Consider the following 17584-nt stretch of genomic DNA (forward strand, 5'->3'; position numbering starts at 1 on the left):
CCGCTTAAACTGGGTTAGGGCCCGCCAGCCCGTCAACGCGAACCCGGCCGCGATGGCGCACACAGCCCCAGATGATTTGCCTGACCTACCTTCAGCTCTCCGGAGCTGACACCGTAGCCGGCGTGCTCAGCGGAGCTCCTCCCACCGAAACTGGCCCGATAGATTTCGACTGCCGGGCGATCCGCTTACGGATCGCGGCGGACAGTCCGTAGCGCGCATGCGCTCGTCGAACGGAGGACGTGACGTCCGACATCATGGCATTTTGCAGCGAGTCGATCTTCGCAATCAGTGTGGACAGCTGCGAAGATACCTTCCTCACATCGACCCGTTCGTCCGTGATGCTCTGTCGCAGCGAAAGCAGCACCATCGAATCCGCCTGCAGCACAGCCGCGTTTTGTTGCAATGCCTGGTTGCTCTCCTGCAGCGAAGCCGTGTGTTGCTGCTGGGTCGACTGAATATCCTTCAAGGCAGCGACAACCGGATCCGGCTTTGGCGCTGAAGCCTCTTGCCGCGGTAGCAACTCAGCCAGGCTGCTCAGATTGAGCGACGGCAAGCCGGACGGCCATGTGTAGATCGCCGCCGCGCCGTTGATGGCCAGCGCACACACCGACAGCGTCATAACCGACGTCCGGCTGGACCGCTTGACGGGTTCTGGAGCGTCCAAGCTTGCGGGTTCGTCGGCGGCGATGGCCGCAGCCAGTGCGGCAGGGTCGAGCTGTTCGACAAGGCCTTGCGTTTCGAAAGTCGCGGTCATGGCATTGACCCCAAATGAGCGAGCAACAGGAAGCCGTCGCCGGAACGTCCTCGCGACGGCTCCCTTACGCAGCACCCATCTACAACTGTCTAAAATTGTCGGCTTTTCAGCTTAATTTCACGTTAGCGGCCGCGGCCTGCCGCAGACCCCGCCGCCCCGGCCGACTACGGGGTCGTGCGACAGACATAACTCGCAGGCCGATGCGAGAGCTCCTCCCGAGCCCGGGACGCCGCCTCGGCCCGAAGCGGATTTTCCGAAGTTGGCACACTACGCCTGTTTTGCCCGACGCGTCAACCGGCGTCTCCGCCGGATGCAAGACCGCCGTGTGCCAAAAAGAAAGCGTTGCGCCAGCAGGACTTAGCTACTGTGCATGGGGTTGTTTTCGCGATTTTGGCCAGCGTGTGTTCGTGCGCCGGCCCCTGCCCCAAAAGCCGCGAGACAACCCGCTCAAAAAGTGTAGGATTCGACAAAACAGGGAGGAGCGGCATGTTTGAAATCAGCGGTTTCGACACGGCAGGAATCGTCAGCCTCAAGCGGCTGTCACTCACCGCCGCCCTCAAGAAGGCCAAGGAACTTATCGCCGACGGGTGCTGGGGCGTTCAGGTGATTGGTCCAGGGGGCCAAGTCTACACCTCGTTCGAGGAGCAAGCCGCGTAGTCCGCCCGCCTTGGGCATCATTCGGAAAGCACCCGACCGACCGCGCGTCGCGCGCTCTGGCGGTTGCAACGATCGACGTGAAAACCCCAGCGCCTGGTGGAGCGCTGGGGCGTTTTCAAAATATCAATTGGTGAAGCAATGAGGCCTTCGTAGCAGCGATCTCGGCCATCGCTTGTGAACTGCTTCACACGTCCTTCGATCTTTCCACACCTTGACGAGGCTCAACTGCCGCACGCCGTGCCGTTGCCAATCAACTCGTTTGGGAGCACGCTCTCTCCAGGCGCGCAGACGCCACTCAGGGAGAAAGCCATGAAGGACACGGGCCTGGATCATCGCCACCGCGACAAGGATGGCGCGATCAGCAAGAAGCACGGCAACACGCTGGTCGGTACGTTGCGCAAGATCTACGGCAAGGGTTTTGCTGCCGGTTATCCGGATACGACTGAACTCAGCGAGGTCCTGCACCAGCTGAACGAGACATCGCTCAGCCAGTTGCGACGCGATCACGACACCGGGCATCTCGGCCACAAGATCGACCACGTCCCGAAGTGAGGGACTTCACGGGTCCCAACTTCAGGTAGATGAAATCAACTTCGCTGCCGGTGGTCTCGCCGAACTTGCCGTTTGAGCTCTCGCAGCCCGAGCGCTAGGATGAGCCTTTTACGGAGGCTCATTTGAAACAGTTCATGATCATCACCGCCATTGCACTCGCCCTGACGACTCCCGCCCGCTCGCAGGCTCTCGTCGATCCCAACAAGGTTGCTCCCGAATATCGCGAGGCGGCCGAGAAGCGGAGGGCCGAGCAGATGCGGCAGCGCGAATGTGCGCTGAAGGCGGATCTCGAGAAGGTGCTGCCCAGGGATCGCACCGTCTATCTCAACCATTGCCTGGACACGATAGCGGCCAAGCAATAGGCGGCTGTTTCAAGCGGCTTGAGGTCGCCGACGCGTTCAAGCTTTCTTCAGACATTTGGGATCACCTGACGATCCATTTCCATCAGTCATTGTCGATCGACCGCGCATGAGTTTCGTCCAGATTCAGTGCACGCGCTGCAAGACCGTGTTCCGCGACCGCGCGGGACGGTTGCAGGACGGCTATTCCAGGCAATGTCCGAGCTGCGAGGTGGTGCTGTTCTTCGCGGAGGATTCGCCGAACCCTCAGGTCAAGCAGGCCATGAAGCGCGCGCGCCAGGCTCGCAAGGAGCAGCGCGAAACCGAAATGGCCAGGATCTCCGCGCCGCAAGCGCGCGCCAATTTTTCGCGGGCCCACACCGGGCGGATACAGCTCTCATCGGAGGACGACGGGGACTAGCTCACCCGCGCTTCCGCGGAAACAGGCGGTCGCGGATGTAGCGCGAGGTCGGCGTCAGGCGGATGCCGCGCGGCTTCTGCCAGACGGCGCGATCAATCTCGTGCTTGTCGCCGATCGCGAGCCTGCCCTTGGCGCCCTTGGCGATGAAGATCGCGTCGCTCATCTTGCGGCCGGAGCGCTTGTTCCTGGTCGTCACTTCCTTCCAGAGGCTGATCCGGCCGAGCTTCAGCTTGGGCAGCTCTTCCTTGATTTCCCGCCGCAGGCAGTCCTTGTCGGATTCGCGCGCCCGCTTGCGGCCGCCCGGAAACATCCACAGGCCGTCCGACCGCCGTCTGACCAACAAGACCTTGCCGCGCTTGGCGGCAACCAGTTTGGAAGACTTCGCCATGTCCGCCGTAATCGAAAATAGAATCGAGCCCATGGTAACTTGTCTAGTCCGATAGACAAGTTCGGGATCGATCTTGATCATATGGGGCAACGCCGCCAGGTCTGATTGAACCCGGCAGGCCGATCCCGCCGTTCGAGGCGCCGGATCAGCCCTCGCCCGCCGCCGTCCCCGCCCTCGACCCCGCCTCTGCCCGGTCCTCCGTCCTGATCCAGGCCATCATCATCTCCCAGGCCACCGACAGGATGATGGGGCCGATGAACAGCCCGACGATGCCGTGGGCGAGCGTGCCGCCAATCACGCCGACGAAGATGACGATGGTCGGCGTGGTCAGGCCGCGCCCCATCACCAGCGGCTTCAACATGGTGTCGAGGAAGCCGACGACGACGAGAAACACGGTGAGCAGCAGCGCGGTAGTGACGTCCTTGGCGGTCCAGATCCAGATGATCACCGGCAGCAGCACCAGGAAGGCGCCGATCTGCACGATCGAGAGCAGCAGCACGATGAAGGCGAGCAGGCCTGCGCTCGGCACCGCGGCAAGCTTGAAGCCGATGCCGGCGAGCAATGCCTGCACGATCGCGACGCCGATCACGCCTTGCGCCACGGCGCGGATGGTCGCGCCCGCGAGCCCCAGGAAATGCTCGCTCTGTTCGGGCACGATGCGAAACAGGAAACCGCGGCCGGCCGCAACCAGCCTCGGCCCGTGCGGAAACAGGAAGCCGGCCACGAATACCGAGACCAAGAACTGGAGCGTGCCGACGCCTGCATCGCCCGCGAGCGACAAGAGCGGTCCCGCCAGCGGCTGGAGATACGGCGCCACCTCGCGCAGCACCGCGCGGATGTTGTTGTAGGCCTGCTCCCAGAGCTCGAATAGCCAGGGGCCAACGACCGGCCACGACTTCAGCTGCTCCGGCGCCGATTGAAGCGCGAGGTCGCCGGTGCCGAGCTGGTGCGCCAGTTCGCGCACGCCGTCCACTGCACTGATGCCGAGCCAGGTCGCAGGACCGATGACGATGCCGAGCGTGATCAGGGTCAGGATCGCCGCTGCGGTCTTGGGCCGGCCGCCCAGGATCTTCGCGACCCAGCTGAAGGCCGGGTAGAAGGCAACCGCGAGCACGCCGCTCCAGGCAAGGATCGGCACGAAGGGGCGGATGATCAGGAAGGTCCAGATGATCAGCAGGCCGAGCAGGCCGACGCGGATCACGAGCTGGATGATGTCCTCGCCCGTCAGGAGCTGACGCAGACTTTTCACGGGCACGGCTTTCCTTGCGGCATTGACGCGGGTTCCGGCACTTGCGCGGCCCAGCGTTATTGCCAGCCGCGCACCCGGCGTCAAGACGACCGAGCCGGCCCGAGCCGGTGATTAGGAACGCATCGGGCCATTCGGCATTCCGAGACGATGGCACGCCGCCCCAGAGAGCCCGTCGCACATGCGGGAATTCACCGCGGCATCCACTTTTCCCTGAAGCCAAACGCCGCACCGGGCTATTGGCGCTACGCCTATGCCGTCGGCGACAGGGCCCGCTCCGGGCGCGTGCAAGGCAGGCTGCCGTTGCTCGCCATCAGGCGCGTACAGATGCGCATCGACCGCGACATGCGGAGCATTAACGACGGTTAACCGGATTTCGTCCAACCGGTTTACGCCGATGCAAAGGCGCGCACCTACGCTTCCATCGAGGTCCCCCAAACCACTTTCGGTGCAATGGCCAATACCATCTGGACGATCGAAGAATTCACCTGCGCGGGTTGCGGCATGAACTACACCGCGACAAGGGAGGAGCACGCAGAAGTGCATTCCGGCAGCTTCAAGTGCAGGATCTGCAGCGGCGTGGTGCACACCTGGTCCGGCAAGCACCATTTCTTCGGCTGGGAAGCGGTGAAGACCAAGCCACCCGTGTTCGGAAGGCGCTGGGCCGGGGTGCCGTGGTAGGCCAACCGACGAAGCGGGCAAGCTGAGGCTGTTCTGCGACGGCGGCCAGGGAGCAACGCTGCGGCCGTCGTGGCCTAGCTGTGAAGTTGCGCGTTGAGGCCCTCCCAATTTGGCGTACGTTTGGTTGCCTCGATCGCACCGCTCTGGGAATTACGACGAAACAGAAGGCCCTTCTGGCCTGATAGTTCTCTGGCTTTCAGGATTCGGCCATCTTCCAGAAGGATGCGCGCCCCCGCCGTGACATAACAGCCGGCTTCGACGATACAATCGTCACCCAATGAAATGCCGATGCCGGCGTTGGCTCCGATCAGGCAGCGCTCACCAACTGTGACCCTCTCTTTCCCTCCTCCGGACAGAGTGCCCATGATCGATGCTCCGCCGCCAACGTCGCTGCCGCTTCCCACAACCACACCGGCGCTAATGCGGCCCTCGACCATGCAGGGGCCGAGCGTACCGGCGTTGAAATTGCAAAAGCCCTCATGCATGACGGTTGTGCCCGGCGCCAGGTAGGCTCCGAGCCTTACACGGTCCGCATCTGCAATTCTCACGTCCGCAGGCGTCACATAATCCGTCATGCGCGGAAACTTATCGATGCCTGCCACCTCAAACGCGAGGGCACGCTTTCGCGCCACCATTCGCGCTTCCGGGACACGAGAGCATTCACAGGGACCGAGTGTCGTCCAGGCAACGTTGGGCAAAAGACCGAAAATTCCTTCAAGATTCAGGCAATGGGGCTGGACGAGCCGGTGGCTCAGGAGATGAAGTCGAAGATACGCGTCGTGCACATCAGTCGGCGCAGATGCAAGAGAGTGAATTTCTGTACGAATGGAAACGATCTCGACATCGCGGATATCATCGTGTCGCGCATATCCGTCCGCCGATGCACCCAACGATCTGACGATCTCGTCGCTCGTCAGCCGTACCGTCACGGCCTTGTCGGCCGCCACAACCAGGCGCAGCCGAGGAAACCAGGAATCCAGCACGCGACCATCAGCGCCAACCGTCGCAAATCCCTCACCACTCGCGCCCCTCAGCTCCATCGTCATTTGAATGTCTCACACTATGATCCCAGACGCAGTGCATACGCGTTCCCGGCGAAATGGCAACTTCTGGTGGCTCAAAGGCGATCGCCCGGATTTGGCGAGCCAGACGCGGCTGCGCGAACTGCGACTTCTACTTCGTTCCATCGCCGGCTACACTCCTCTCCCTGCAATCAAAATCGATCCGCAATGACCTCACCCTTCGTTCCCCAGATCGCCCTCTACCGCAACTGGCTCGCCGAGCAGCGCGGCCTCACCTTCGCGACCTACGAAGACATGCGACAATGGTCGGTGCGCGATCTCGACGGGTTCTGGCACAGCATCTGGGACTATTACGATCTGCAATCGCCCACGCCGTTTGCGGCGGTGATCACCGAGCGCAAGATGCCCGGCGCGATCTGGTTTCCTGGCGCCCAGGTCAACTATGCCCGGCAGGTGTTCCGCCATGTGGATGCGGCTGACGCCGCCGGCCTGCCCGCGATCGTCAGCTGCGGCGAGGACGGCAAGCTTTACGAGACGAGCTGGCCGGAGCTGCGGCGCAAGGCGGCCGCGCTCGCGCTGCACCTGAAAGCAAAAGGCATCAAGCCCGGCGACCGCGTCGCCGCCTATCTGCCCAACATCCCCGAGACCATCATCGCATTCCTGGCGAGCGCCAGCATCGGCGCGGTCTGGAGCGTGTGCGCGCCCGATATGGCCGCGCCTGCCGTGATCGACCGCTTCAAGCAGATCGAACCCAAAGTGCTGATTGCCTGCGACGCCGTCACCTATGCCGGCCGCCGGCACGATCGCAAAGACGTCCTCGCCGAGCTGCGGCGATCGCTGCCGACGGTCGAGCACGTCATCCTGCACAGCGAGGCCGTCGCGCCCGCAGCGGCGGACGCCCTGCTCTCCGAGATCGTCGCAACAACGGGCGCGGAGATCGACGCGTTCGAGCCGGTCTGGCTGCCGTTCGATCATCCGCTCTGGATCGTCTATTCCAGCGGTACCACCGGCCTGCCGAAGCCGATCGTGCACGGCCATGGCGGCATCGTCATCGTGGTGCTGGCGCTGCTGGGATTGCACAACGATCTCGGCTGCTCATACCACGAGAACTCGTTCGGCGAGCGCTATCACTGGTACTCTTCGACCGGCTGGATCATGTGGAACAGCCAGGTCGGCGGCCTGCTCAGCGGCACCACCTGCTGCATCTTCGACGGCAGCCCCGGCGGCGCCAGAGACAAGCCGGACTGGACCACACTGTGGCGCTTCGTCGCGCAGTCGAAAGCGACCTTCTTCGGTGCGGGCGCCGCGTTCTTCGCCAACTGCGTCAAGGCCGAGATCGATCTCGCCGCCGCCGGTGATCTCTCACAGCTTCGATGTCTCGGCTCGACCGGCTCTCCGCTGAGCGCCGACACGCAAGCGTGGTTCAACGACCGCTTCGCGGCGCTCTCGAAAGCCAACGGCAGCAAGGCGCAGGCCGATATCTGGTGGGCCAACATCTCCGGCGGCACCGATTTCGCCGGCGCCTTCATTGGCGGAAATCGCGAACTGCCGCAGACGCCGGGCGCGATGCAGTGCCGTCTGCTGGGTGCTGCCGTGGAAGCCTTCGACGAACAGGGCCGCGCCGTCATCGGCGAGGTCGGCGAGCTCGTCTGCACCGAGCCGATGCCGTCGATGCCGCTCTATTTCTGGAACGACAAGGGCGATGCGCGCTATCGGGCGAGCTATTTCGAGACCTATCCGGACAATTTCGACGGCAGCGGCCGCGGGCCGGTGTGGCGGCATGGCGACTGGCTCAAGGTCGACCCGGACGGCTCCTGCATCATCTATGGCCGCAGCGATGCCACCATCAACCGGCATGGCCTGCGCATGGGCACGAGCGAACTCTATTCCGCGATCGAGGCCCTGCCCGAGGTGCTGGATTCCCTCGTCGTCGATCTCGAATATCTCGGCCGTGACAGCTACATGCCGCTGTTCGTGGTGCTGCGCGAAGGCGTCGCCTTCGACGGCGCAATGCAGGCGAAGATCAACAAGGCGATCGAGGCCGGCCTCTCGCGCCGTTTCCTGCCCAACGAGATTCTTGCGGTCGCCGAAATTCCGCGCACGCTCTCGGGCAAGAAGCAGGAACTGCCGATCAAGAAGCTGCTGCTCGGCCAGCCCGTCGAGAAGGTCATCAACCGGGAGGCGATGGCCAATCCCGCCTGCCTCGACTGGTATCTCGCCTTCGCACGCGACTATGTGGCGCGGACCGAGACTTGAGGGGGAGATCGCCCCAATTGCGCCGATGCCGTTTGGACTCCGTTCACCGATCGCCGCTAGAGCAGGATGGATCTTCCGCAACGAACGCGCGCCATGGCCGACCTCAACGCCGTCCTCACCAGGCTCAACGACCGTTTGCTCCGCCTCGAGGGCGAGCTGTTCGTGCTGCGCTCGCTGGCCCGCGCGACGCTGACGGCGGGCGATGACCACGCGGCGCGAATGCGCAAGCTGGTCGAGGCCGCAAAGGTCGCGCTCGACGACGAGGCCACGCGCCCCCTCGACAAGCCGACGCGCAAATATGTCGATGCGGCGACCGCGCTGGTAGAGGAATTGCTGGTCGAGCCGACCTCGGCGCGGCCGTTGTTCACCGTCATCGACGGCGGCCGGCGCGACTGAGCGTCAAACTGGCCGGCCGTCATCCGTCGCTGCGATATCGCCCGACTTGAGCCGGCTGAGGCCGGCTTCGATGATCGCGATCTCCTCGTCGATCTGGCCGATCGGCAGGCTGAAATCGTAGCCGGATCTGCTCTTCAGATCGACCGCAAGCCGCTGTCTGTGCATCATCAGCTCGTCGAGGCCGCGCCGGTTCTTCAGTCGGACATAGACGTCGACGATCTGCTCAATCGCGCTCGGCATGAAATAGGTCCCGGCGAAAAAGCCCGCACGGCGCACCCACGCCGGCGGGACAATCTCGGTGTCGCGGTACGCAATACAAATCCGCGACGGATTCGTCGATACGCCAAGCTGGTTGAGATCATGTTACCGTCAGATGATTTCGTGATGGCCGAGCACGAAAAAGCCGCTGGCAATTACGCCAGCGGCCAAATCCGGGTTCGAAAACGGATGCGGGTTGAAATGTCGCCAGCCCCGGTGGGTCCACGTTCTACCGGCAAATCCTGGATCACTCTGCTAAAAACGAAACACAGGAACCGGCCTATCTCCACTTGCCGCCCGACCGTGGTGGCGCGGCCACGCTAGTCCGAAACGCAAAAATATTTGCGCGGCAGCCTACGGTAGGCGCTGTAGCGGTAATGCGGCCGGTACGCGTAGCCGCGATAGAGTGCCGGCGGCTCCTGGCCGTAATAGGCGCCGTGATCAAAATTGATGACCGGCCCTTCCGCGCAGCGATAGGTGTCCCAGGTCGGGCCGATGAACGGTGCCACCCCAACCTCGGGCGGAACCGCCGGATAGGGTGGTCCGCCAGCGCGCGCCGCAACGGTTACGACCGGGGCCGCGAGAAGGACAAACCACGCGCTCCGCATGCGTTCGCTCCGAGCCGATGCCATGCGCGCATGGAAGCACCGGACCGGCCGACGCCGCAATCGCGGAGTTGATCGCGCACCCCTCGCCCGGTGCATTGTTGATAACCGGCGCAAACCCGGCGCGGGTGGTGACAGGACCTCCGGACGTGTTATCGGGAGATGACGCAGTTGCGAGACGGATCGGACACCCATGCGCATTACCCTCGTCGGCTCCCGCCATTTCGGCGTGACCACCCTGAACATGCTCCGGGAGCACGGTGTCTCGATCGTGCGGGTCGTGGTGGCCGACGCCGAGGATCGTCTCGCCGCGACAGCGAAGGCGGCAGGCATCGGGGTCGTGGTCCAGGCCAACCCCAAACTGGTGGTGGCCTCCGAGATCGCCCCCGACACCGATCTGATCGTCACCGCGCACAGCCACGCCCGGATCGGCAAGGACGCGCTCGAGGCCGCGAAGCTGGGCGGGATCGGCTATCATCCCTCGCTGCTGCCGCGTCACCGCGGCAAGGCGGCCGTGGAATGGACCATCAAGGAAGGCGATCCGATCGCCGGCGGCACGATCTATCACCTCGCCGACCGCATGGACGCCGGCGCCATCGCGGCCCAGGAGTGGTGCTTCGTCAAGAAGGGCGAGACGGCGCGGGAGCTATGGGAGCGCGCGCTGGCCCCGCTCGGGCTCAAATTGCTGGCCGACGTGATCGATTACGCCAAGGTCCACAAGGCGCTGCCGTCCAAGACTCAGGACGAGCAGTTCGCGACCTCGGCGCCAAGTCTTTCCTAAAGCCCCTTTCCTAAGCCCCTTTCCTGAGTCGCTGTCCTGACGTTTACCCTTAACGTGAGGGCTCGTTGATTCTGCTTCCAAAATTGCAGCCGGAAACCCAAATAAACCATTGTTCCCACAGGAACAATTTTCGATTTGGCACCGCACCAAATTTCCGTCACATTTGGCCCGAATAAGGGTCAGCATATCAGACAAATTCAAGGACGGATTTTATGCGTTTTGCTCGCATTGCGGCGTTCTGTGCCGCTTCAGTTTTCACCCTCGCCGCGCCCGCTTTCGCCCAGACTCCCTATGACGGCAACTGGCAGGTCACCATCGTGACCAAGAGCGGTTCCTGTGAGCCGACTGCAAGCTCCTTGCTGACGGTTGCCGACGGCAAGATCACCGCGCCGGGCGCTAACGTTTCCGGCACCATCGGCAGCGGGGGACTTGTGAAAGTTTCGATCAATGGTGCATATGCCAACGGTCAACTCAGCGGCAACGCCGGATCGGGGAAGTGGAATGGAGCATCTGCAGGCATACCGTGCAGCGGGCGGTGGGAAGCATCGCGCCAATAGAAAAATCGTGACGAACGGTCTGGGCCGGCGGTTGCTGATCGCGGCCGCCGTTATGTTTGCGGCCGGAATTGCCAACTCCGAGAGCAAGGCCCAGTCCGGCCCGTTCGCCCCGCTGGCCGGCAGCTGGAGCGGCTCAGGCACGGTCACTCTGGATGACGGCTCGACCGAGCGGATCCGCTGCCGGGCCAAATACGCTCCGATCGGACCGACTATGGAGTTGTCGCTGACCTGCGCCAGCGACGCCTACAAGTTCAACCTCGGCGCCAACGTCAGGGCTGAAGGCAGCGCCATCGCGGGCAGCTGGTCCGAGGCCAGCCGCAATATCAGCGGCTCCCTTTCCGGCCGCGGCGCCGGCGGAAACTATGAGCTGCTCGCCTCCACCGCCGGCTTCAACGCCAACATCTCGCTCAAGACATCCGGCAACAAGCAGAACGTCACGATGCGCGCCGACAGCCAGTTCCGCGGCGCCAACATCTCGCTCTCGCGCTAAGCCGATACGAGTAGATTGACAATCGACCCGGCGATCTCGCCGGGTCGATTTTTTATGTGCCCGGCACGAACGCCGTGACCTCGATCTCGACCTTGGCCCGGTCGTCCACGAGACCGCCGATGTAGAGCAAGGTCGAGGGCGGGAAATTGCGCCCCAGCGTTTCCTTCCAGGCCGTGCCGATGCCGGCCCCGGCTGCCTCATATTCGCTGCGGCTGGTCAGGTACCAGGTCAGACGAACGATATGCTCGGGGCCGGCGCCGGCCTCGCCCAGGAGCTTGATGATCCGCTTCAACGCGGTCCCGACCTGCGCTGCCATGTCAGGCGCGTAATTGCCGGTCTCGTCGCCGCCGGTCTGCCCGGCCAGCATCACCCAGCGGCCCGGTCCCTCGACCACGACACCATGGGAAAAGCCGCGCGGTTTTTTCCACTCGGCCGGCTGCAAGATGTCCATGAGCGAATATCTCCCGATTGTTCTCGTTGTTCACTGATGCCTTAGCACGCCGCCATGCATCGCTGCACCGGCAGATTTGGCCGTTGCAAATGGCGACGATGTCGCTGATACCGGCTCTCCCTCAGGACCCTCGCCTCCCACACCTGCGCCGATGAACACGACACCGTCCAAAACGATGGCTGCCCTGTGGATGGCCGGCTGGCTTTCGCTGATGCTGGTCATGGCGGTCGCTGGGCGCGAGACCACGCGCGAGCTGAACGTCTTCGAGATTATGGAAGTGCGCTCGGTGATCGGGTTCACGCTTCTGCTGCCGATCATCTACCGGGCCGGTGGCTTCAAGGCGGTCGCGACCAAACGCCTGCCCCAGCACCTCGCACGCAACGGGGTCCATTATTTCGCACAGCTCGGCTGGTTCTACGCACTGACGCTGATCGGGATCGGCCAGGTCGTCGCGATCGAATTCACCATGCCGATCTGGACGGCGCTGCTGGCCGCAACATTCCTGTCCGAGCGCATGACCGTCTGGAAGGTATCCGCGATCGTACTCGGCATCGTCGGCGTGGTCATGATCGTGCGGCCCGCCACCGGCGAGATCAATCCGGGCCAGCTGATCGCACTGGGAGCCGCGATCGGCTTCAGCATTTCCATGATATTGGCGAAATCGCTGACCCGGACCGAAAGCGCATTATCGATCCTGTTCTGGATGATCGTCGTGCAGATGGTCGTGGGCCTGCTTCCGACGCTCTATGTCTGGACCTGGCCGTCAACCTCCCTGTGGGGTTGGCTGTTCGTCATCGGGGTCTGCGGCACATTCTCGCACTATTGCCTCGCCAGCGCGCTCCGGTACGCGGATGCGACCATTGTGGTGCCGATGGACTTTCTGCGGGTTCCACTCACGGCGACCGTCGGTTGGCTGCTCTATTCCGAGCGGCTCGATGCCTGGACCGTGCTCGGCGCGGCGCTGATCCTCTGCGGCAATCTCCTGAATTTGAAGCCGGCTTCGCCGGTTCCTGTCCGCGCGCGCTGAACCTCCCGACGCCTCGTGCGACAAAACCAAGTGGCCGTGTGATTTGGATCACGTTGGAGGGGCTTTCCATCGTGCACATTCTGCCACACAGCAGCGGGTTGAACGCGACGAACTGCCGTTTGGTGGTGCCAAGTCTTGGTGGCGCCAAGTCGGGCAATTCGTGTAAGTTCGTTGCCAATTTGTTGCTGCCTGCAATTCGATTCTGTTGGGGATTTCAGATGCGCACTCTCACCCTCCTCGCGTCGCTGATGTGCATGGCACTGTCGGTCAGTGCCGCGAAGGCCGACCGCCGTGTGGCTTTCGTCGTCGGCAACGGCACCTACAAGAACGTCGCACAATTGCCGAACCCGCCGATCGACGCCAAGGCGATGGCGGCAACGCTGCGCAATGTCGGCTTCGAGGTGATCGAAGGTTCGAACCTCTCGCGCGATCAGATGACGGAGAAGCTGCTGGACTTCGGCCGCAAGGCGCAGGGCTCCGATGTCGCAGTGTTCTATTATGCCGGTCACGGCATCGCGGTCGGCGGCTCCAACTATCTTCTGCCTGTCGATGCCGACATCAAGTCGGAGATGGACGTCAAGCTCGGTGCTGCCATCAACATCGATCTGACGCTCGAGCAGACCATGGGCGACGCCAAGGTCAAGCTGGTCTTCCTTGACGCCTGCCGCGACAATCCGTTCGCCGCCAAGATCAAGTCGAACTCCGCGACCCGCAGCGTCAACGTGCAGAGCGGTCTTGCCGAGATGAAGTCCGGCGAAGGCACGCTAATCGCGTTCGCCACCGGCCCGGGCCAGACCGCGCTCGACGGCCAGGAGGGCAACAACAGCCCGTTCACCCGTGCGCTGATCGACAACATCACCAAGCCCGGTGTCGAGATCCAGCAGGCGATGACGTCGGTCCGCGCCCAGGTCAACGAGGAGACCCACAAGGGTCAGCTGCCCTGGGGCCACACCAATTTGACCGGCGCGGTCTATCTCAACCAGGCTCCGACGACCCAGGTCGCCAATGCCGCACCGACGGCTGCTGGCAGCGCGCCAATGGCGACCGGCGGCAGCTCGGACGGCATCGAGCTCGAATACTGGCGCTCGGTGAAGGAGAGCAACAAGCCGGAAGAGCTCAACGCCTACCTCTCCGCCTACCCCAACGGTCAGTTCAAGGCGCTGGCGCTGGCACGCCTCGCGGCCATCAAGAGCGGCCCCTCGACCGCGACGCGTACCCTCACCGCTGGCGTCGATCCCGCGACCTTCACCGATGAGGCCACCCAGCTTACCGAGGACCAGATCGGCCTCGACAAGAACCTGCGCCGCGACGTTCAGCGTCGCCTCGGCGGGCTCGGCTTCGACAACAAACAGACAGGCGTGTTCAGCGAGGAGACCCGGTCGGTGCTCAAGCGGTGGCAGGCGGCGCGCGGCTATCCCGCGTCGGGTTACCTGAACAAACTCCAGCACAAGGCTCTGCTTTCGGAGGTTGTGGCCGGCCCGCCGACCGCGAGCGACAACAGCCAGAAGGCAGCCCGCCGGGCCGCCGCCCCCGCGGCCAGCAGCGCGCCCGCACCGGCTCCCCATCGCAGCAGCGGCGGCGATCCTGCCGGAGCAGCCTTCGTCGGCGGTGTCGTCGGCGGCATGATGGGCGGCATGTTCCGCCGCTGAGGCGACGCCAATCGCAGATACAAAAGCCCGGCTCGCGCCGGGCTTTTTCGTTGCGAGTCCCTCAGCCTTTGGTGCCTACTTCCCCGCGGCCTTTCGCAGGGCCTCGTTGATGCGGTCCTGCCAGCCGGGACCGCCGGCCTGGAAATGCTCCAGCACGTCCTGGTCGATGCGCAGCGTGACCTGCTCCTTGACCCCCGGCGCCACGTTCTGTTTTGGCGGTGCTGCGGCGATCTTCGCCGTCACCTTCTTGAACGCCGCCTCGGCCTCCGTCCTGGCGTCGCCCAACGTCCGCGGCCGCCTCGGTGGTTGATCCGCCATGTCCTAGATTCCTTCAAACAGAGCCGTCGAAAGATACCGCTCGGAGAAGGACGGCACTATAGCCAGGATGGTCTTTCCCGCAGCTTCCGGCCGCCTGCCGATCTCGAGGGCCGCGGCGATCGCGGCGCCCGACGAGATGCCGCCCGGAATGCCCTCATGCCGCGCCAGCGCCCGCGAGGTCTCGATCGCCGTCGTCGAGTTGATCTTCACGATCTCGTCGATCACCGAGCGGTCGAGGATGTCAGGGACGAAGCCCGCACCGATGCCCTGGATCTTGTGTGGCGTGTGCTGGCCGCCCGACAGCACCGGGCTCTCCTCCGGCTCGACCGCGATCACGCGCAGCGAGGGCCTGCGCGGCTTCAGCACCTGGCCGACGCCGGTGATGGTGCCGCCGGTGCCGACGCCGGCGACGAAGAAGTCGATGTTGCCGCCGGTGTCGTTCCAGATCTCCTCCGCGGTGGTGCGGCGGTGCACCTCGGGATTGGCGAGATTCTTGAACTGCTGCGGCATCACCGAATTCGGCGTCGTCTTCAACAGCTCTTCGGCTGTCGCAATCGCGCCCTTCATGCCTTGCGCGGCGGGTGTCAGCACCAGTTCCGCGCCCAGAAAGGCCAGCATCTTGCGCCGTTCGATCGACATCGACTCCGGCATGACCAGCTTGAGCCTATAACCGCGCGACGCCGCGACGAAGGCCAGCGCGATTCCGGTATTGCCGGAGGTGGGTTCGATCAGCACGGTGTCGGGCTTGACGATGCCGGCCTTCTCCATCGCGATGATCATGGCCGCGCCGATGCGATCCTTCACGCTTGCGGCGGGATTGAAATATTCAAGCTTTGCCAAAATGGTCGCGTTCACGCCGTGCATGGCCGGTAACTGGCGCAAGCGCACGATCGGCGTGTCGCCAAAAGCATCGACGATCGAGTCATAGATCCGGCCGCGGCCGGGTTGGTGCGCTGCACCCGTGGTGGACGATGCGTCCATGATGAACTCCCTGTGGCGACGATTTGTGCTTCTGTTGCAGCTCTTGCGCAGTTAGAGACAGCCTGCGGCGACACGCAAGCGACATTGCGGCACATGTTAAGTACGCTGCATCGCAAAATCACGTGAGCAGTAATTATCAGAAAACCAGCGCATTTGTGTTGCGACCTCGTCAACTGATTCTGCTTATGTTAGACTTAGGTCTCAAAGCAGAGAGGTCACCACGATGTCAGCAGTCGCTGAAGTGTTGTCGACCGTCGCATCGAACCGCGCTCCGCGGTGCAGTGAGTTGCCCACCTGTCCCGTCTGCGCCGACTCCATGGTCGCCGCCGAAGGTTCTGCGTATGTGTCGGAACACCTGATCAGCTATCTCTGGACCTGCGACAATTGCGGCTACGGCTTCGTGACCAAGCACGCCGTCAAGCAGCGCATTCTCTGCAACTGACGTTTCCTCTGCATCCGACCTTGCGCAATTGACCTAGCGCGGGGCGATATCGCCCCTCGCCCAGTCATCGCGCGTACGCCGATAGAACTCCTCGAACGTGCCCTGTGCGACCGCGTCCCTGATGCCCTGCATCAGGAACTGGTAGTAAGCGATATTGATCTCGGACAGCAGCATCGCGCCCAGCGTCTCGCCCGCCTTGACGAGATGATGCAAATAGGCGCGCACGTAGCTGCGCGCCGACGGCCAGGAGCTCTCTTCGTCGAGCGGACGGGGATCGTCGGCGTGGCGCGCGTTGCGCAAATTCACCTGGCCAAAGCGTGTGAAGGCAACGCCATGACGGCCATTGCGCGTCGGCATCACGCAATCAAACATGTCGATGCCGCGCTTGACTGCCTCGAGGATGTCGTCGGGTGTGCCGACGCCCATCAAATAGCGCGGCCGCTCTTTCGGCAGCAGCGGCGCTGTCTCGTCGATCATCGCCAGCATCACGGCCTGCGGCTCGCCGACGGCGAGACCGCCAATGGCATAACCATGGAAACCGATCTCGACGAGGCCTTGGGCGCTGGCATGACGAAGCTGGGGTATGTCGCCGCCCTGCACGATGCCGAACAGCATGTAGCCCTCGGGCGCGCTCTCGAAGGCGCGCTTGCTTCGCTCGGCCCAGCGCAGCGACAATTGCATCGCGCGGTCGATGTCGGCGCGCTCGGCGGGCAGTCGCACGCATTCGTCCATCTGCATGGCGATGTCGGAGCCGAGCAAACGCTGCACCTCGATCGAGCGCTCCGGCGACAGCTCGACCTTGGCGCCGTCGATATGCGAACGGAAGGTCACGGCCTGCTCGCTGACCTTGCGCAGATCCGCCAGCGACATCACCTGGAAGCCGCCGGAATCCGTCAGCATCGGCCCGTTCCAGCCGGTGAATGTCTGCAGGCCACCAAGTGCCGCGATCCGCTCGGCACCGGGACGCAGCATCAGATGATAAGTGTTGCCGAGCACGATGTCGGCACCGGCCTCACGCACCTCGCGCCAGTGCATGCCCTTCATCGCGCCAGCGGTACCGACCGGCATGAAGGCGGGCGTGCGCACCACGCCGTGCGGCGTAGTCAGGCGCCCGGTGCGCGCGGCGCCATCGGTGGCGAGCAGTTCGAAATGATTGGGCAGACCGGTGTCAGGACGATTCATGACGGTGCTTATTGCGTGTCGGAGCAGGCCGATCAACCCGCCCAGGCGATGCCTCGGCCAGCTTATGCATCAGACTGGGACAACGGACACCAATATTGGGGACACGGAATTGTGCGGCGGCGGCGCTTGTTA

Annotated in this window: 24 protein-coding genes; 14 read left to right on the forward strand and 10 right to left on the reverse strand. The window is 63.5% G+C overall.

Going from position 1 to position 17584, the window contains the following annotated elements; all coding sequences use genetic code 11:
- Positions 1 to 91: 91 nt before the first annotated feature.
- Positions 92 to 754 carry a hypothetical protein gene (locus tag ABIB80_RS27890; RefSeq protein WP_219684143.1) on the reverse strand — a complete coding sequence of 221 codons (663 nt, stop codon included), beginning with the start codon at positions 752 to 754 and terminating at the stop codon, positions 92 to 94.
- A gap of 486 nt (positions 755 to 1240) precedes the next feature.
- Between ABIB80_RS27890 and ABIB80_RS27895 the strand changes: the two genes are divergently transcribed.
- From ABIB80_RS27895 to ABIB80_RS27910, 4 genes are all read left to right on the forward strand, one after another.
- Entirely contained in the window at positions 1241 to 1411 is a 171-nt protein-coding gene (locus tag ABIB80_RS27895; protein WP_007590796.1) for a hypothetical protein, read from the forward strand.
- Positions 1412 to 1720: 309 nt separating this feature from the next.
- Positions 1721 to 1963, forward strand: coding sequence for a hypothetical protein (locus ABIB80_RS27900; protein ID WP_007590794.1), 243 nt, complete (start codon positions 1721 to 1723; stop codon positions 1961 to 1963).
- A 134-nt stretch (positions 1964 to 2097) separates the two neighbouring features.
- Positions 2098 to 2325, forward strand: coding sequence for a hypothetical protein (locus tag ABIB80_RS27905; protein ID WP_354128853.1), 228 nt, complete (start codon positions 2098 to 2100; stop codon positions 2323 to 2325).
- A 106-nt stretch (positions 2326 to 2431) separates the two neighbouring features.
- The gene (locus ABIB80_RS27910) at positions 2432 to 2722 is read left to right on the forward strand and encodes a Zn-ribbon domain-containing protein (RefSeq protein WP_219684144.1); all 291 of its coding nucleotides are present in this window, start codon (positions 2432 to 2434) and stop codon (positions 2720 to 2722) included.
- Between the two features lies 1 nt (position 2723).
- Here the strand turns inward: ABIB80_RS27910 and ABIB80_RS27915 are convergent, their stop codons facing one another.
- The gene (locus ABIB80_RS27915) at positions 2724 to 3110 is read right to left on the reverse strand and encodes an NUDIX hydrolase (protein ID WP_219684146.1); all 387 of its coding nucleotides are present in this window, start codon (positions 3108 to 3110) and stop codon (positions 2724 to 2726) included.
- 145 nt (positions 3111 to 3255) lie between these two features.
- Complete coding sequence (locus ABIB80_RS27920; RefSeq protein WP_354128844.1) at positions 3256 to 4365, reverse strand: AI-2E family transporter; 1110 nt, start codon at positions 4363 to 4365, stop codon at positions 3256 to 3258.
- Between the two features lie 141 nt (positions 4366 to 4506).
- On the opposite strand from ABIB80_RS27920, the gene ABIB80_RS27925 reads away from it, so the two are divergent.
- Positions 4507 to 4725 carry a hypothetical protein gene (locus tag ABIB80_RS27925; RefSeq protein ID WP_007590776.1) on the forward strand — a complete coding sequence of 73 codons (219 nt, stop codon included), beginning with the start codon at positions 4507 to 4509 and terminating at the stop codon, positions 4723 to 4725.
- Positions 4726 to 4809: 84 nt separating this feature from the next.
- Positions 4810 to 5037 carry a hypothetical protein gene (locus ABIB80_RS27930; RefSeq protein WP_007590775.1) on the forward strand — a complete coding sequence of 76 codons (228 nt, stop codon included), beginning with the start codon at positions 4810 to 4812 and terminating at the stop codon, positions 5035 to 5037.
- A 74-nt stretch (positions 5038 to 5111) separates the two neighbouring features.
- Here the strand turns inward: ABIB80_RS27930 and dapD are convergent, their stop codons facing one another.
- Entirely contained in the window at positions 5112 to 6083 is a 972-nt protein-coding gene (dapD, locus tag ABIB80_RS27935; protein ID WP_007590771.1) for a 2,3,4,5-tetrahydropyridine-2,6-dicarboxylate N-succinyltransferase, read from the reverse strand.
- A 183-nt stretch (positions 6084 to 6266) separates the two neighbouring features.
- Here dapD and ABIB80_RS27940 point away from each other — a divergent pair, with 183 nt between their 5' ends.
- Together ABIB80_RS27940 and ABIB80_RS27945 are read left to right on the forward strand one after the other, a co-directional pair.
- Positions 6267 to 8315, forward strand: a complete 2049-nt coding sequence (locus ABIB80_RS27940; RefSeq protein ID WP_219684151.1) for an acetoacetate--CoA ligase — start codon at positions 6267 to 6269, stop codon at positions 8313 to 8315.
- Between the two features lie 93 nt (positions 8316 to 8408).
- Complete coding sequence (locus ABIB80_RS27945; protein ID WP_007590765.1) at positions 8409 to 8711, forward strand: hypothetical protein; 303 nt, start codon at positions 8409 to 8411, stop codon at positions 8709 to 8711.
- Between the two features lie 3 nt (positions 8712 to 8714).
- Here ABIB80_RS27945 and ABIB80_RS27950 read toward each other — a convergent pair whose 3' ends face one another.
- The gene (locus ABIB80_RS27950) at positions 8715 to 8951 is read right to left on the reverse strand and encodes a hypothetical protein (protein ID WP_026233472.1); all 237 of its coding nucleotides are present in this window, start codon (positions 8949 to 8951) and stop codon (positions 8715 to 8717) included.
- A gap of 338 nt (positions 8952 to 9289) precedes the next feature.
- On the reverse strand, positions 9290 to 9577 hold the full coding sequence (locus tag ABIB80_RS27955) for a hypothetical protein (protein WP_007590763.1): 288 nt from the start codon (positions 9575 to 9577) through the stop codon (positions 9290 to 9292).
- Between the two features lie 190 nt (positions 9578 to 9767).
- Between ABIB80_RS27955 and ABIB80_RS27960 the strand changes: the two genes are divergently transcribed.
- The 3 genes from ABIB80_RS27960 (at position 9768) to ABIB80_RS27970 (ending at position 11402) form a co-directional block, all read left to right on the forward strand.
- Positions 9768 to 10355, forward strand: coding sequence for a formyltransferase family protein (locus ABIB80_RS27960; protein ID WP_007590762.1), 588 nt, complete (start codon positions 9768 to 9770; stop codon positions 10353 to 10355).
- A 212-nt stretch (positions 10356 to 10567) separates the two neighbouring features.
- Positions 10568 to 10912 (forward strand): hypothetical protein, encoded by a 345-nt coding sequence (locus ABIB80_RS27965; protein ID WP_007590760.1) that lies wholly within the window; start codon positions 10568 to 10570, stop codon positions 10910 to 10912.
- The gene (locus tag ABIB80_RS27970; protein ID WP_007590758.1) at positions 10857 to 11402 is read left to right on the forward strand and encodes a hypothetical protein; all 546 of its coding nucleotides are present in this window, start codon (positions 10857 to 10859) and stop codon (positions 11400 to 11402) included. Before ABIB80_RS27965 ends, ABIB80_RS27970 begins: the two co-directional genes overlap by 56 nt.
- Positions 11403 to 11454: 52 nt before the next feature.
- Here ABIB80_RS27970 and ABIB80_RS27975 read toward each other — a convergent pair whose 3' ends face one another.
- Entirely contained in the window at positions 11455 to 11853 is a 399-nt protein-coding gene (locus ABIB80_RS27975; protein WP_219684152.1) for a RidA family protein, read from the reverse strand.
- A 151-nt stretch (positions 11854 to 12004) separates the two neighbouring features.
- On the opposite strand from ABIB80_RS27975, the gene ABIB80_RS27980 reads away from it, so the two are divergent.
- Together ABIB80_RS27980 and ABIB80_RS27985 are read left to right on the forward strand one after the other, a co-directional pair.
- Complete coding sequence (locus tag ABIB80_RS27980) at positions 12005 to 12880, forward strand: DMT family transporter (RefSeq protein ID WP_007590753.1); 876 nt, start codon at positions 12005 to 12007, stop codon at positions 12878 to 12880.
- 218 nt (positions 12881 to 13098) lie between these two features.
- A complete protein-coding gene (locus ABIB80_RS27985; protein ID WP_007590751.1) occupies positions 13099 to 14529 on the forward strand; it encodes a caspase family protein in 1431 nt (476 codons plus the stop codon).
- Positions 14530 to 14604: 75 nt separating this feature from the next.
- On the opposite strand, the gene ABIB80_RS27990 is transcribed toward ABIB80_RS27985, so the two are convergent.
- Complete coding sequence (locus ABIB80_RS27990; RefSeq protein ID WP_007590749.1) at positions 14605 to 14847, reverse strand: BrnA antitoxin family protein; 243 nt, start codon at positions 14845 to 14847, stop codon at positions 14605 to 14607.
- A 3-nt stretch (positions 14848 to 14850) separates the two neighbouring features.
- Complete coding sequence (gene cysK, locus ABIB80_RS27995; protein ID WP_007590747.1) at positions 14851 to 15828, reverse strand: cysteine synthase A; 978 nt, start codon at positions 15826 to 15828, stop codon at positions 14851 to 14853.
- Positions 15829 to 16051: 223 nt separating this feature from the next.
- Between cysK and ABIB80_RS28000 the strand changes: the two genes are divergently transcribed.
- Positions 16052 to 16270 carry a hypothetical protein gene (locus ABIB80_RS28000; protein ID WP_007590746.1) on the forward strand — a complete coding sequence of 73 codons (219 nt, stop codon included), beginning with the start codon at positions 16052 to 16054 and terminating at the stop codon, positions 16268 to 16270.
- A 33-nt stretch (positions 16271 to 16303) separates the two neighbouring features.
- Here the strand turns inward: ABIB80_RS28000 and tgt are convergent, their stop codons facing one another.
- Positions 16304 to 17452 (reverse strand): tRNA guanosine(34) transglycosylase Tgt, encoded by a 1149-nt coding sequence (tgt, locus tag ABIB80_RS28005; RefSeq protein ID WP_007590745.1) that lies wholly within the window; start codon positions 17450 to 17452, stop codon positions 16304 to 16306.
- Positions 17453 to 17584 lie beyond the last annotated feature (132 nt).

The organism is Bradyrhizobium sp. i1.15.2 (genome assembly GCF_040548425.1).
Classification (GTDB): domain Bacteria; phylum Pseudomonadota; class Alphaproteobacteria; order Rhizobiales; family Xanthobacteraceae; genus Bradyrhizobium; species Bradyrhizobium canariense.